This is a genomic window from Streptomyces sp. NPDC008079 (assembly GCF_042957385.1).
GTDB lineage: Bacteria > Actinomycetota > Actinomycetes > Streptomycetales > Streptomycetaceae > Actinacidiphila.
The window spans coordinates 448258-461889 of sequence record NZ_JBIBIC010000003.1; the positions used below are offsets into that span (position 1 = coordinate 448258).

Sequence of the window (13632 nt, forward strand, 5' to 3'; positions counted from 1 at the left end):
CGGGTCAGCTCACCGTGAGGTGCAGGATGCGGTCGTCGCCCTTGGCGGGGGTGCCGCGGCCGTCGGTGTTGCTGGTCGTCAGGTACAAGGTGCCGTCGTCGGCGGCGACGACAGTGCGCAGGCGGCCGTAGACGCCGGTGAAGAAGGACTGCGGGGCGGCGGCGGCGTGGGCGCCGTCGAGGGGGATGCGCCACAGGCGGGCGCCGTGGAGGGCGGCCATCCAGATGGACCCGGCGGCGTAGGCGATCCCGCTGGGCGACGCCTGGTCGGTGTGCCACTGGACGACGGGGTCGACGTACCCCGCGCGGTGCGCGATGCCCTCGACGACCGGCCAGCCGTAGTTCTTGCCGGGCTCGATGAGATTCAGCTCGTCCCAGGTGTCCTGGCCGAACTCCGAGGCCCACAGGCGGCCCTTGTCGTCCCAGGCCAGGCCCTGCACATTGCGGTGGCCGTCGGAGTAGTCGAGGGAGCCGGGCGTGGGGTTGTCCTTCGGCGGCTGCCCGTCGGGCGTCATCCGCAGGATCTTCCCGGCGAGCGAGGACTTGTCCTGCGCGAGCCCGCGCTGGTTGGTCTCGCCGGTCCCGGCGTACAGCATCTTGTCGGGGCCGAAGGCGATCCGCCCGCCGTTGTGGATGGTGCCGCTGGGGATGCCCCGCAGGATCGTGTCGGGGGCGCCGAGCTGCTGGCCCTCGGCGTGCGAGGTGTCGTACAGCATCCGGACGATGCGGTTGTCCGACGCGGTCGTGAAGTACGCGTAGACCAGCCGGTCGGAGCCGAAGTCGGGGGAGACCGCGAGGCCGAGCAGACCGCCCTCGCCGCCCGCCTGGACGCCGGGCACGGTGCCGACCGCGCTGGTGGTCTTCTTGACCGGGTCCACGCGGACGATCCGGCCGGTGTCGCGGGAGCCGACGAGCATGGTGCCGTCCGGCAGCATCGCGACGCCCCACGGGGTGTCGAGCCCGGAGGCGACGGTGCCGGTCACCTTCGCGGTGCCCTTGGCGGGCGCGGCGGACTCCGACGGGCTGGCGGGCGGCGCGGTGGTTCCGGCCGTGCCGCCGCTCGGGGAGGGCGCGGACGGCGAGGCGCCACTGCCCGACGGCCGGGGAGTGACGAGATTCGGGCCGTCCGACGAGCAGCCGCCGAGGACGAGTACGGCCACGGCGGCCACAGTCCCGGCCGCCGTCCGGCGGACCGGCCCGCGGCGCACTGCGCTCCAAGACCTCATGGCGCTCACTCCCTCGTTTCGCCCCAGCACATCACACGCGAGCGGCGTCCCGCCCGCCGATCACCCGTACCCGCCGGGGCCGCACGGCAGACCCGCGTCAGTCCCACGAGCCGCGCGCGGCGGGCAGCTCCGCGATCTCCGACAGGTCCTCCGAGGTCAGCCGCAGCCGCGCGGCCCCGGCGTTCTCGGCTGTCCAGCGGGCCGACTTGGCGCCGGGGACCGGCACGACGTGCGACCCCTGGGCGAGGACCCAGGCCAGGGCGACCTGGGCGGCGGTCGCGTCGTGCCGCTGGGCCACCCGGCGCAGTCCGGCCACCACGGGCTGGTTGGCGGCCATCATCTCGGCGGTGAAGCGTGGATGCCGGGCGCGCAGGTCGTCCGGCTCGAAACCGCCGCCGGGCGTCAGCGTGCCGGTGAGGAAGCCGTTGCCCAGCGGCATCGCGGCCATGAAGCCGATCCCGCGCGCCGCGCACCACGGCAGCAGCGACTCCAGGGCCTCGGCAGCCCACACCGACAGCTCGGCCTGCACACAGCTGACCGGGAAGACCTGCTGGGCGCGTACGAGGTGCCGGATCGTCTCGTCGTGCAGGTGCGCGCCGGTACGGCGGTTGCCGCGCGCGCCGACCGCGCACAGGCCGAGCGCCCGCACCTTGCCCGCCGCGACCAGTTCCGCCATCGCGCCCCAGGTCTCCTCGATGGGCACCTCGGCGTCCACGCGGTGGAGCTGGTAGAGGTCGATGACGTCGGTCTGGAGGCGGCGCAGCGACGCGTCGCAGGCGCGTTTGACGTACCCGGGGCGGCCGTTGGCGACGATGTGCTGCTCGCCGACGAGCAGCCCGCACTTGGTGGAGACGAACGCGTCGCGCCGCCGCTCCCTCAACACCCGCCCCAGCAGCAGCTCGTTGGTGAACGGGCCGTACATGTCGGCGGTGTCCAGCAGCGTCGAACCCGTGTCGAGCGCGGTGTGCACGGCCCGCAGCGACGTCTCGCCGTCCTGGCGCGAGGTGCTGTACGCCCAGCTCATCGGCATGCATCCCAGGCCCACGGCGCCCACTTCGAGAGCTGCTGCACCGATTGTCCTGCGCTCCACCCGACCGTCCTCCCTCAAAGGGCCGTTCGTGATCCGCCGGACCGATCCCAGCCGCCGCCCCACTGTGTCATAGCCTCCTGACCATGAACGACATGACCCGAGACCGCCGTCCCCAGGTGTGGCTCTCCGTGCCGCCCGAGGGCGTGGACGGACTGCCGGACGCCTTCGAGTACGTCTTCTGGGACGGTGACGGCGACTTCCCCGCCGACCCGGCGGACGCCGCCTTCTACGTCGTCCCCTACATGAAGGGCGCGACCGCGGGAGCGCTGCCGCTGCCGCGGATGACCGGGGTGCGCGCCGTGCAGACGCTCAGCGCCGGAGTGGACCACATCCTGCCGCACCTGGAGCGACTGCCGCCCGGCGTGAGCCTGTGCAACGCGCGCGGGGTGCACGAGGCGAGCACCGCGGAACTCGCCCTCGCGCTCGTCCTCGCCTCGCTGCGCGGCATCCCGCGCTTCGTGCGCGGCCAGGACGCCGAGGAATGGCACGGCGGTTTCTACCCGGCGCTCGCCGACCGCGAGGTGCTGATCGTCGGGTACGGCTCGATCGGCGCGGCCGTCGAGGAGCGGCTGATCCCGTTCGAGTGCGAGGTGGTGCGGGTGGCGCGCGGCGCCAGGAACGCGCCGCGCGGACCGGTGCACGCCCTCTCCGAGCTGCCGCGCCTCCTTCCGTCCGCCGACGTGGTGGTGCTCACCACTCCGCTGACCGAGCAGACCCGCGGCCTGGCCGGCGCGGAGTTCCTGGCCCGGATGAAGGACGGCGCGCTGCTGGTGAACATGGCGCGCGGCCCGGTCGTCGACACCGAGGCGCTGCTCGCCGAGACCGGGGCGGGGCGGCTGACCGCGGCGCTCGACGTCACCGACCCCGAACCGCTGCCCGCGGGGCACCCGTTGTGGCACGCGCCGGGCGTGCTGATCAGCCCGCACGTGGGCGGCAGCACCTCGGCCTTCATGCCGCGCGCCCAGCGGCTGATCCGCGAGCAGCTCGTACGCTTCGCGGCCGGTGAACCGCTGGAGAACGTCGTCGCGACGAGCTGACCCGGCTGGCCGAGCGACCGGCCGACCGGCCGATAGGCGGACCGAGACGTCCCGCGCACGGCCGTCGGGGCGCGGCCGACGCGTATGCGTGAGGCGGGACGGGCACGCCTACAGCACGGGGGAGGACGGCCCTTCGGCACGCGGCCACCGCACGCGCGTCCGCCATCTTCCCTGTGGTTACGCTGAGTAGAGGAACTATGTCCCTGAGTGACGGATCTGGTGTATCGTCCCGATCGGGGGACTCACCGGGGCCGGGAGGGACGGCCACGGTGATGTGAACGACGAGCAAGTGAAGGGGGGCGACGGGCGATGCACGGCCGATGGATTCACTCCGGTCACTCCAGCGCGCGGGCCCAGAGCGCCGTACTGAGCAGCACACCGCGGCCGTTCGGCCCGCGCCGACGACACCGGACCGCACGGTGAGCTCCACCGGGGCGGTGCTCGCCCGCCCTTCGGCGCGCGGCGGCCGGGCGGGCCTGCTGCCCCAACTCCTGGTCGCGGTCCTGTGCGGCGGCTACACCACCGGCGCCGTGCTCGGCTGGGGCTCCAGCGAAGTCGCCCTGGTCATGGGCGACTTCGGACTCTCCGCCGCCGCGGCCACCGCCACCGTCTCCTCGCTGGTCTACGCGCGCAAGGTCTGCGGCCAACACCGCCCCGCCTGGCTGCTGTTCGCGGTCTCCTCCGCGATGGTCGCGCTCGGCAACGGCATCTGGGGCTGGTACGAGGTGGTGCTGCGCCGCCCGGTGCCGCAGACCTCCGCCGCCGACTTCTGCTTCCTGATGTTCGCGCCGCCCGCCATCATCGGCCTGCTCGTCCTGGCCAAACGCCCGGTCACCAGAGCCGGTTGGGTCTGCCTGGCGCTGGACGCGTCGCTGATCGGCGGCTCGCTGCTCACCTTGTCGTGGAGCCTGGCGCTCGCCCACACCGCGGCCTGGGACGGCCCGAGCACCGCCCGCATGGCGCTCTCGCTGGCCTACCCGCTGCTGGACATCGTCCTGGTCAGCATGGTGCTCGCCCTGCACTTCCGGCGCTCGGCCGCCAACCGCGCCGCGGTCAACACCGCCATCGCCGCGCTCGCCATGACCGTGCTGTGCGACGCCCTGTTCACCTCGCCGATCCTGCGCGAGCACTACCGCTCGGGCCAGATCCTCGACGCGGGCTGGTTCGCGGGCAGCATGCTGCTGGCGTACGCGCCGTGGACCGGCACCCGCACCGACCCGGTGCGGCGCACCGCCACCGCGACCCGCAAGGTCACCGGCTCGCTCGCCGCCCTCACGCCGTATCTGGCCGCCGCCGTCTGCACTCTCGGCATCCTCTACAACGTGATCACCGGCCAGAAGTGCGACCGCGTCGTCCTCTTCACCGGCTGCACCGTCGTCCTCGCCCTCGTCGTACGCCAGGGCATCATGCTGCTCGACAACATCTCGCTCACCCAGGAACTGGCCCAGAAGGAGAACCACTTCCGCTCCCTGGTCCAGGGGTCGAGCGACGTCATCATGATCGCCGCGCCCACCGGAGTGCTGCGCTACGTCAGCCCCGCCGCGCAGGGCGTCTACGGCCGCGACCCGGAGGAGCTGGTCGGCACCGAACTGGCCGCGCACATCCACCCCGACGACCTGGGACGCGTCGTCCACGAGGTCCGCAGATTCCTCGCCGCGCCGCCCGGCGACGAACCCGCGACCAGGATCGAGTGCCGCATCCGCTCCGGCCACACCCGCAACCAGGACGGCTCGATGGCCGACGACTGCTGGCTCAGCGTCGAGTCCAGCGTCAACCGCTACCAGGGCGGCCTGATCTTCAACAGCCGGGACGTCACCGAACGCGTCCGGCTCCAGGCCCAGTTGCAGCACAACGCCTCGCACGACCCGCTCACCGACCTGCCCAACCGCGCGCTGTTCACCGAGCGCGTCACCCGCGCCCTGAGCGGCCGGAGGGCCGGTGACGCCCACGCCGCCCTGCTCTACGTCGACCTCGACGGCTTCAAGGCCGTCAACGACACGGTCGGCCACCAGGCGGGCGACGAACTGCTGGTCCAGGCCGCCCGGCGGATACGGGACGCGCTGCGCTCCGGCGACACCGCGGCCCGGCTCGGCGGCGACGAGTTCGCCGCCCTGGTCTGCGGCGCCAGCGCCGACCCGCGTGAGCGCGAGTTCCAGATCCTCGACATCGCGGAACGCCTGCGGTCGGTGCTCTGCGAGCCGTACCGCGTGGAGGGCGGCGAGGTACGGGTCGCCGCCAGCATCGGCATCGCCTTCGCCGAACCCGGCGCCACCCCCGGCGAGCTGATGCGCAACGCGGACCTGGCGATGTACCGCGCCAAGCAGGCGGGCAAGGGCCGCGTCGAGGTCTACGCACCGCAGATGCAGGCCGACGTCGTCCGCCGCACCGAACTGGCCGGCAGGCTCCGCAAGGCGCTGCACGACGGCGAGTTCACCCTGCTCCACCAGCCCGTGGTGGAACTGGACAGCGGCCGGGTCACCTCCGTCGAGGCGCAGGCCCGCTGGCGGTCCGCGCAGGGCATCCTGTTCACCCCCGCCGAATTCCTGCGCGCCACCGAGGACACCGACCGTTCCTTAGAGCTGGGGCGGTGGCTGCTGGAACAGGCGGTGGAGCAGGCGGCGCTGCGGTACGGGGCCGGTCACACCGTCCCCGTCGCCGTCCGGCTCCCCGCCCACCGCCTGCTCCACCGCGACCTCCCCGTGTCCGGCATCGAGACCATGCTCACCCGGCACGGACTGCCCCCCGGCGGCCTCGTCCTGGAGCTGGCGGGCGGCGACCCCCGGATCGCCCTGGACGACCTGGAACGGCGGCTGTCGGCGCTGCGCAGGATGGGCGTACGGATCGCGCTCGGCGGCTTCGGCGGCGGCTACGCCTCGCTCATCGCGCTGCGCAGACTCCCCGTCGACCTCGTCAAGCTCGACCGCTGCTTCGTGGAGGGCGTCGTGGAGTCGGCCCGGCTGCACAAGATCACCCGCGGTCTGCTGCGGATCGCCCACGACCTGGGCGTGGGCAGCGTCGCCGACGGCGTGGACCGCCCCGAGCAACTGCACGTCCTGCGCGACATGGGCTGTACGCACGGCCAGGGCATGGCCTTCTCGGGGCCGCTGGACGAGCACCGGCTGCGCGGCTCGCTGACCCGCGGCGGCTATCCCGTACCGCGGGAAACACCCCGTGAACAGGTCACATCGAACGGACTTCCGCTGCCCTCGCGTCGCTCAAATACTGAGACGCGTGTCCCACCGGCTTGACACCCGCCGGGGTCCGGGAGGAAGGTCAAGGCCATGCGCACCCGAATTCTCGTACTTGGAAAGCGCGTCGGCTGACCGAGGCCGTACAGCCTCGCACACGCACCGACGCGCTCCCCTCGCTTGCCTCACGGCACGAGGGGTTTTTTGTTGTCCGGCCCCCGTCGGACACCCCCACAAAACCCTCATCACCCCCATCTTCGAGAGAAGAGAACGCAGATGACCGAGCAGGCCAACGGGTCCCACCATCCGCAGCCGCGGACCCGCAGCGCGGCTCCCGCCGCAGCAGCCACCCCCGAGCGCATGACGGGCGCGCAGTCGCTCATCCGCTCCCTCGAGGCCGTTGGCGCCGACACGGTATTCGGCATTCCCGGGGGCGCGATCCTGCCCGCGTACGACCCGCTCATGGACTCCGCGAAGGTCCGGCACATCCTGGTCAGGCACGAGCAGGGCGCCGGTCACGCCGCCACCGGCTACGCGCAGGCCACCGGCAAGGTCGGCGTGTGCATGGCCACCTCGGGCCCCGGCGCGACCAACCTCGTGACGCCGATCGCCGACGCCCACATGGACTCGGTGCCGATCGTCGCCATCACCGGGCAGGTCGCCGCCAAGGCCATCGGGACCGACGCCTTCCAGGAGGCGGACATCTGCGGCATCACCATGCCGATCACCAAGCACAACTTCCTGGTCACCGACGCGGCCGACATCCCGCGCACCATCGCCGAGGCTTTCCACATCGCCTCCACCGGCCGCCCCGGCCCGGTCCTGGTCGACATCGCCAAGGACGCGATGCAGAACGAGACGACGTTCTCCTGGCCGCCGCAGCAGGACCTGCCCGGCTACCGCCCGGTGACCAAGCCGCACGCCAAGCAGATCCGCGAGGCCGCCCGGCTGATCAACGAGGCCAAGCGCCCCGTGCTCTACGTCGGCGGCGGCGTCATGAAGGCCCGCGCCACCGGCGAGCTGCGCATCCTCGCGGAACTGACCGGCGCGCCCGTCACCACCACCTTGATGGCGCTCGGCTCCTTCCCCGACAGCCACCCGCAGCACGTCGGCATGCCCGGCATGCACGGCGACGTCGCCGCGGTCACCGCGCTCCAGAAGGCCGACCTGATCGTCGCCCTCGGCGCCCGCTTCGACGACCGCGTCACCGGCCGCCTCGACACCTTCGCGCCGTACGCCAAGGTCGTGCACGCCGACATCGACCCGGCCGAGATCTCCAAGAACCGCGTCGCGGACGTCCCGATCGTCGGTGACGCCCGCGAGGTGCTCGCCGATCTGATCGTCGCCGTCCAGGCCGACCACGAGGCCGGTCACAAGGGCGACTACACCGGCTGGTGGGAGCACCTGAACTTCTGGCGCAACACCTACCCGCTCGGCTACGACCTGCCCTCCGACGGCAGCCTGTCCCCGCAGCAGGTCATCGAGCGGATCGGCCAACTCGCCCCGGAGGGCACGCTGTTCGCCGCGGGCGTCGGCCAGCACCAGATGTGGGCCGCCCAGTTCATCAAGTACGAGAAGCCCTCCACCTGGTTCAACTCCGGCGGCGCGGGCACCATGGGCTACGCGGTCCCGGCCGCCATGGGCGCCAAGGCCGGCCGCCCCGACGCCACGGTCTGGGCGATCGACGGCGACGGCTGCTTCCAGATGACCAACCAGGAACTGGTCACCTGCGCGCTCAACAACATCCCGATCAAGATCGCGATCATCAACAACGGTGCGCTGGGCATGGTCCGCCAGTGGCAGAACCTCTTCTACGGCGAGCGGTTCTCCAACACCGTGCTGCACTCCGGCGCCGAGAACGTCCCCGGCTCCACGCAGGGCGTCGGCTCCATCCAGAACCGCGGCACCCGCGTCCCGGACTTCGTGAAGCTGTCCGAGGCGATGGGCTGCGTGGGCTTGCGCTGCGAGACCCCCGAGGAACTGGACGCGGTCATCGCCAAGGCCAACTCCATCAACGACCGCCCCGTCGTCGTGGACTTCATCGTCCACGAGGACGCGATGGTGTGGCCGATGGTCGCCGCAGGCACCTCCAACGACGAGATCATGGCCGCCCGCGACGTCCGCCCGGACTTCAGCGACGAGCTGGACGACTGAAGCGACCGCGGACACGTGAGAGAAGGAATCCCGACCATGTCCAAGCACACCCTCTCCGTCCTGGTGGAGAACAAGCCCGGTGTCCTCGCCCGGATCACGGCGCTGTTCTCCCGGCGCGGCTTCAACATCGACTCCCTCGCGGTCGGCACCACCGAGCACCCCGAGATCTCCCGCATCACCATCGTGGTCAACGTGCTGGACGAACTGCCGTTGGAGCAGGTCACCAAGCAGCTCAACAAGCTCGTCAACGTGCTGAAGATCGTCGAACTCGACCCCGCGTCGGCGGTTCAGCGCGAACTCGTTCTGGTGAAGGTGCGGGCCGACAACGACTCGCGCTCCCAGATCGTGGAGATCGTCCAGCTCTTCCGCGCCAAGACCGTGGACGTCTCCCCGGAGGCCGTCACCATCGAGGCCACCGGCGGCGCCGACAAGCTGGAGGCCATGCTCAAGATGCTGGAGCCCTTCGGCATCAAGGAACTCGTCCAGTCCGGCACCATCGCCGTCGGCAGGGGCGCCCGTTCCATCACCGACCGCAGCCTGCGCGCGCTGGACCGCTCCGCGTAGCACCGCGGCGTCACGCAACGCCTCCTCGCCCGAATCCGTATGGCGAGACCCCGCAACCCCCGTGTCCCCACCCGTCGTACGGTGGGCCGTACAACCCGATCCAAGGAGAGACCCGAAGTGGCCGAGCTGTTCTACGACGACGACGCCGACCTGTCCATCATCCAGGGCCGCAAGGTCGCGGTCATCGGATACGGCAGCCAGGGCCACGCCCACGCGCTGTCGCTGCGTGACTCGGGCGTCGACGTGCGCGTCGGTCTGCACGAGGGCTCCAAGTCCAAGACCGTGGCCGAGGAGCAGGGCCTGCGCGTGGTGTCGGTGGCCGAGGCCGCCGCCGAGGCCGACGTGATCATGATCCTGGTCCCGGACCCGATCCAGGCCAAGGTCTACGAGGAGTCCATCAAGGACAACCTGAAGGACGGCGACGCCCTCTTCTTCGGCCACGGCCTCAACATCCGGTTCGGCTTCATCAAGCCGCCCGCCGGTGTCGACGTGTGCATGGTCGCCCCCAAGGGCCCCGGCCACCTGGTCCGCCGTCAGTACGAGGAAGGCCGCGGCGTGCCCTGCATCGCCGCCGTCGAGCAGGACGCCACCGGCAAGGGCTTCCCGCTGGCCCTGTCGTACGCCAAGGGCATCGGCGGCACCCGCGCCGGCGTCATCAAGACCACCTTCACCGAGGAGACCGAGACCGACCTCTTCGGTGAGCAGGCGGTCCTGTGCGGCGGCACCTCCGCACTGGTCAAGGCCGGCTTCGAGACCCTGGTCGAGGCGGGCTACCAGCCGGAGATCGCGTACTTCGAGTGCCTCCACGAGCTGAAGCTGATCGTGGACCTCATGTACGAGGGCGGCCTGGAGAAGATGCGCTGGTCGGTCTCCGAGACCGCCGAGTGGGGCGACTACGTCTCCGGCCCGCGGATCATCAACGAGAACACCAAGGCCGAGATGAAGAAGATCCTCGGCGAGATCCAGGACGGCACCTTCGCCAACAACTGGATCGCCGAGTACAACGCCGGTCTGCCGAAGTACAACGAGTACAAGAAGGCCGACGAGGACCACCTGCTGGAGACGACCGGCCGCAAGCTGCGCAAGCTGATGAGCTGGGTCGACGAAGAGGCGTAACACCCCTCACGCGGTCTCGGGGGCTCTCGGCCGCCGGGCGGGCCAAGGGGTCTGTCCGGCGGGTGAGAAGCCCCTTGGCCGTGGCGTACAACCACCTTCGGGTGATCCTTACACCAAGGCGTAGGGTGCCCGTCAACGCGCCGATACACTGCCTTAACAAGCGCGTCAGGCTCACAGCGTCGTGCGTCTTCCACGCGGCATGCCATCCCCTCCCTCCCTGGAGCGACCGCGGGACCGGCCGCCCACGAAGGACAAGTGAGGACCACGTGAGCCAGAAGCCTGTCGTACTCATCGCAGAAGAGCTGTCGCCCGCCACGGTGGACGCGCTCGGCCCGGACTTCGAGATCCGGCACTGCAACGGGGCGGACCGAGCCGACCTGCTGTCCGCGATCACCGATGTCGACGCCATCTTGATCCGCAGCGCCACCAAGGTCGACGCGGAAGCCGTAGCCGCCGCGAGCAAACTCCGGGTCGTCGCCCGCGCGGGCGTCGGCCTCGACAACGTCGACGTCTCCGCCGCCACCAAGGCCGGCGTCATGGTCGTCAACGCGCCGACCTCCAACATCGTGACCGCCGCCGAGCTGGCCTGCGGTCTGATCATCGCCACCGCGCGCAACATCGCCCCGGCCAACGCCGCGCTCAAGAACGGCGAGTGGAAGCGGAACAAGTACACCGGCGTCGAGCTGAGCGAGAAGACCCTCGGCGTCGTCGGCCTCGGCCGGATCGGCGTGCTGGTCGCCCAGCGGATGTCCGCCTTCGGGATGAACATCGTCGCGTACGACCCCTATGTGCAGCCCGCGCGCGCCGCGCAGATGGGCGTCAAGCTGCTCACGCTGGACGAGCTGCTCGAAGCCGCGGACTTCATCACCGTGCACCTGCCCAAGACGCCCGAGACGCTCGGCCTGATCGGTGACGAGGCGCTGCACAAGGTCAAGCCGTCGGTCCGGATCGTGAACGCCGCGCGCGGCGGGATCGTGGACGAGGAGGCGCTGGCCTCGGCGCTCAAGGAGGGCCGGGTCGCGGGCGCGGGTCTGGACGTATACAGCAAGGAGCCGTGCACCGACTCCCCGCTGTTCCAGTTCGACAACGTGGTGGCCACTCCGCACCTGGGCGCCTCCACCGACGAGGCGCAGGAGAAGGCGGGCATCGCCGTCGCCCGCTCGGTGCGCCTCGCGCTCGCCGGTGAGCTGGTCCCGGACGCGGTCAACGTCCAGGGCGGCGTCATCGCCGAGGACGTCAAGCCCGCTCTGCCGCTCGCCGAGAAGCTCGGCCGGATCTTCACCGCGCTGGCCGGGGAGGTCGCGGCCCGCCTCGACGTCGAGGTCTCCGGCGAGATCACCCAGCACGACGTGAAGGTGCTGGAACTCAGCGCGCTCAAGGGCGTGTTCGAGGACGTCGTCGCCGAGACGGTCTCCTACGTCAACGCGCCGCTGTTCGCGCAGGAGCGCGGGGTCGAGGTCCGCCTCACCACCAGCTCCGAGTCGCCCAACCACCGCAATCTGGTGACGGTGCGCGGCACGCTCGCCGACGGCACCGAGGTCTCGGTCTCCGGCACGCTGGCCGGGCCGAAGAACATCCAGAAGATCGTCGCGGTCGGCGACGTCGACACCGACCTGGTGCTCGCCGACCACATGGCCTTCCTGCGCTACACCGACCGCCCCGGCGTGGTCGGCACCCTCGGCCGCATCCTCGGCGAGGTCGGCGTCAACATCGCCGGTATGCAGGTCGCCCGCGCCGCAGCCGGCGGCGACGCGCTGGTCGCCCTCACCGTCGACTCCACGATCCCGGCCGGTGTCCTCAGCGACATCGCGGCGGAGATCGGCGCGACGTCCGCCCGCGCGGTGAACCTGACGGACTGACGGTCCGCACGCGTACGACGGCGCCGCCTCCCACCGGGTGTGGGGGGCGGCGCCGTCGTATGTCCCGGCCGCCCTACAGCCGCGCCGCCTTCAGGGCCATATGGAGCAGCAGCCGCGACTCGCCGTCGGCCAGGTCGAGGCCGGTCAACTGCTCGATGCGCGAGAGCCGGTAGTAGAGGGTCTGGCGGTGGATGGCCAGCGCGGTGGCGGTGCGGCCGGCCTGCCCGGCGTTGTCGAGGAACGCCTCGGCGGTGTGGGCCAGTTCGCGGTGCGCGGGGGAGAGCAAGGGGGCGATCACCGGGTCCGGCGGGACGTCCGCCGGGAGCGCGGTCAGTAAACGGTAGGGGCCGATGCCCGACCACTTCGCGATCGGCCCGTGCAGCGGCTGCGCGAGCGCGGCGCGCGCCGCGTCCCCCGCCTCCCGCCACGCCTCCGGCAGCTCCGCGAGTGACTTGCGCCCGTCGCTGACCCCGGCCACCGCGCCCTCCGAGGCCACCTCCCCGAGCACCCGCGCCGCCGCCGACCTGGCCGTGGCCAGCAGTTGTACGGTGCGCAGCCGCACCAGCAGCGCGACGCAGTCGCCGCGCGGGCCCGGCACGAAACAGAGCGCGGCGGCCGACGGGATCGTCCGCGGCCCCGGCAGGTCGTCCTCGCCGCCGGACGGCGGCCGGATGCAGACCAGCGCGTGCGGCTCGTCGGCGTCCGGGCCGAGCGCCGTCCGCAGCGCGTCCTCCGCGTTGTCGCGGGCGGCGCGGGTGCGGGCGGTCAGCAGGTCGCGCAGCGCCCGGCCGGTGCCCGCGCCCTCGCGGGCCGTCACCGCGAGCCGGTCGCCGATCCTGGCGGCCACCGCCATCGCCGCGTCGAGCTGGGTGGCGGTGTGCTCGGCCTCGTCCAGCAGCCAGACGTAGCCGTGCACCACGCCGCCGTGCCGCACGGGCAGGCAGAGTCTGCCGCGGAAGACGCCCGCCGAGGGCGCGGCCGGAATCCGTACCGGCCCGGTGGCGCGGGTGATACCGAACTGCTCGAACCAGGCGCGGACCTCGGTGGTGGAGCCGCGCGTGAGGATCGACCGGGTACGCACCGGGTCCGTCGCGCCGTCGTCACCGTCGTGCACGCCGAAGGCGATCAGCCGGAAGTCCCGGTCCTCCAAGGTCGCGGGCGCCCCCAGCAGCGCCGACACCTCGTCGACCAGCTCCTGGAGATCGCCGCCGAAGCCACTGAAACCGCCGCTGCCGCCGTAGTCACTACGCACTCGTCCATTCTCCCTCATACATCTGTATGAGGGACCACACCCTGATGCGTGACAGGTGTCGCTGGTCCAACGGGTAGGCGAATCCTAGATTCGGGGCGACGGCCGGGGACGGCCGTTCCCCCGTACCGCCCTCGTCCCGGAGGAGCC

9 protein-coding genes are annotated in these 13632 nt (G+C 71.6%); 6 read left to right on the forward strand and 3 right to left on the reverse strand.

Annotation, left to right across the window (positions count from 1 at the left end; translation table 11 throughout):
* Positions 1-4: 4 nt before the first annotated feature.
* On the reverse strand, positions 5-1225 hold the full coding sequence (locus tag ACFZAM_RS11260) for a PQQ-dependent sugar dehydrogenase (protein ID WP_391044761.1): 1221 nt from the start codon (positions 1223-1225) through the stop codon (positions 5-7).
* A 97-nt stretch (positions 1226-1322) separates the two neighbouring features.
* A complete protein-coding gene (locus ACFZAM_RS11265) occupies positions 1323-2315 on the reverse strand; it encodes an aldo/keto reductase (protein WP_391044763.1) in 993 nt (330 codons plus the stop codon).
* Positions 2316-2407: 92 nt separating this feature from the next.
* Between ACFZAM_RS11265 and ACFZAM_RS11270 the strand changes: the two genes are divergently transcribed.
* The 6 genes from ACFZAM_RS11270 to serA all read left to right on the forward strand — a co-directional run bounded on the left by ACFZAM_RS11270 (position 2408) and on the right by serA (position 12233).
* The gene (locus tag ACFZAM_RS11270) at positions 2408-3352 is read left to right on the forward strand and encodes an NAD(P)-dependent oxidoreductase (protein WP_391044844.1); all 945 of its coding nucleotides are present in this window, start codon (positions 2408-2410) and stop codon (positions 3350-3352) included.
* 419 nt (positions 3353-3771) lie between these two features.
* Positions 3772-6600: an EAL domain-containing protein gene (locus tag ACFZAM_RS11275; RefSeq protein ID WP_355348113.1), complete on the forward strand. Its 2829-nt coding sequence runs from the start codon at positions 3772-3774 to the stop codon at positions 6598-6600.
* A gap of 216 nt (positions 6601-6816) precedes the next feature.
* Entirely contained in the window at positions 6817-8694 is a 1878-nt protein-coding gene (locus ACFZAM_RS11280) for an acetolactate synthase large subunit (RefSeq protein WP_355348116.1), read from the forward strand.
* A gap of 36 nt (positions 8695-8730) precedes the next feature.
* Positions 8731-9258, forward strand: coding sequence for an acetolactate synthase small subunit (ilvN, locus tag ACFZAM_RS11285; RefSeq protein ID WP_188284938.1), 528 nt, complete (start codon positions 8731-8733; stop codon positions 9256-9258).
* A 117-nt stretch (positions 9259-9375) separates the two neighbouring features.
* Positions 9376-10374: a ketol-acid reductoisomerase gene (gene ilvC / locus ACFZAM_RS11290; RefSeq protein WP_355348120.1), complete on the forward strand. Its 999-nt coding sequence runs from the start codon at positions 9376-9378 to the stop codon at positions 10372-10374.
* Between the two features lie 266 nt (positions 10375-10640).
* Positions 10641-12233, forward strand: coding sequence for a phosphoglycerate dehydrogenase (serA, locus tag ACFZAM_RS11295; RefSeq protein WP_355348123.1), 1593 nt, complete (start codon positions 10641-10643; stop codon positions 12231-12233).
* A gap of 73 nt (positions 12234-12306) precedes the next feature.
* Here the strand turns inward: serA and ACFZAM_RS11300 are convergent, their stop codons facing one another.
* Complete coding sequence (locus ACFZAM_RS11300; RefSeq protein ID WP_355348126.1) at positions 12307-13503, reverse strand: helix-turn-helix domain-containing protein; 1197 nt, start codon at positions 13501-13503, stop codon at positions 12307-12309.
* Positions 13504-13632 lie beyond the last annotated feature (129 nt).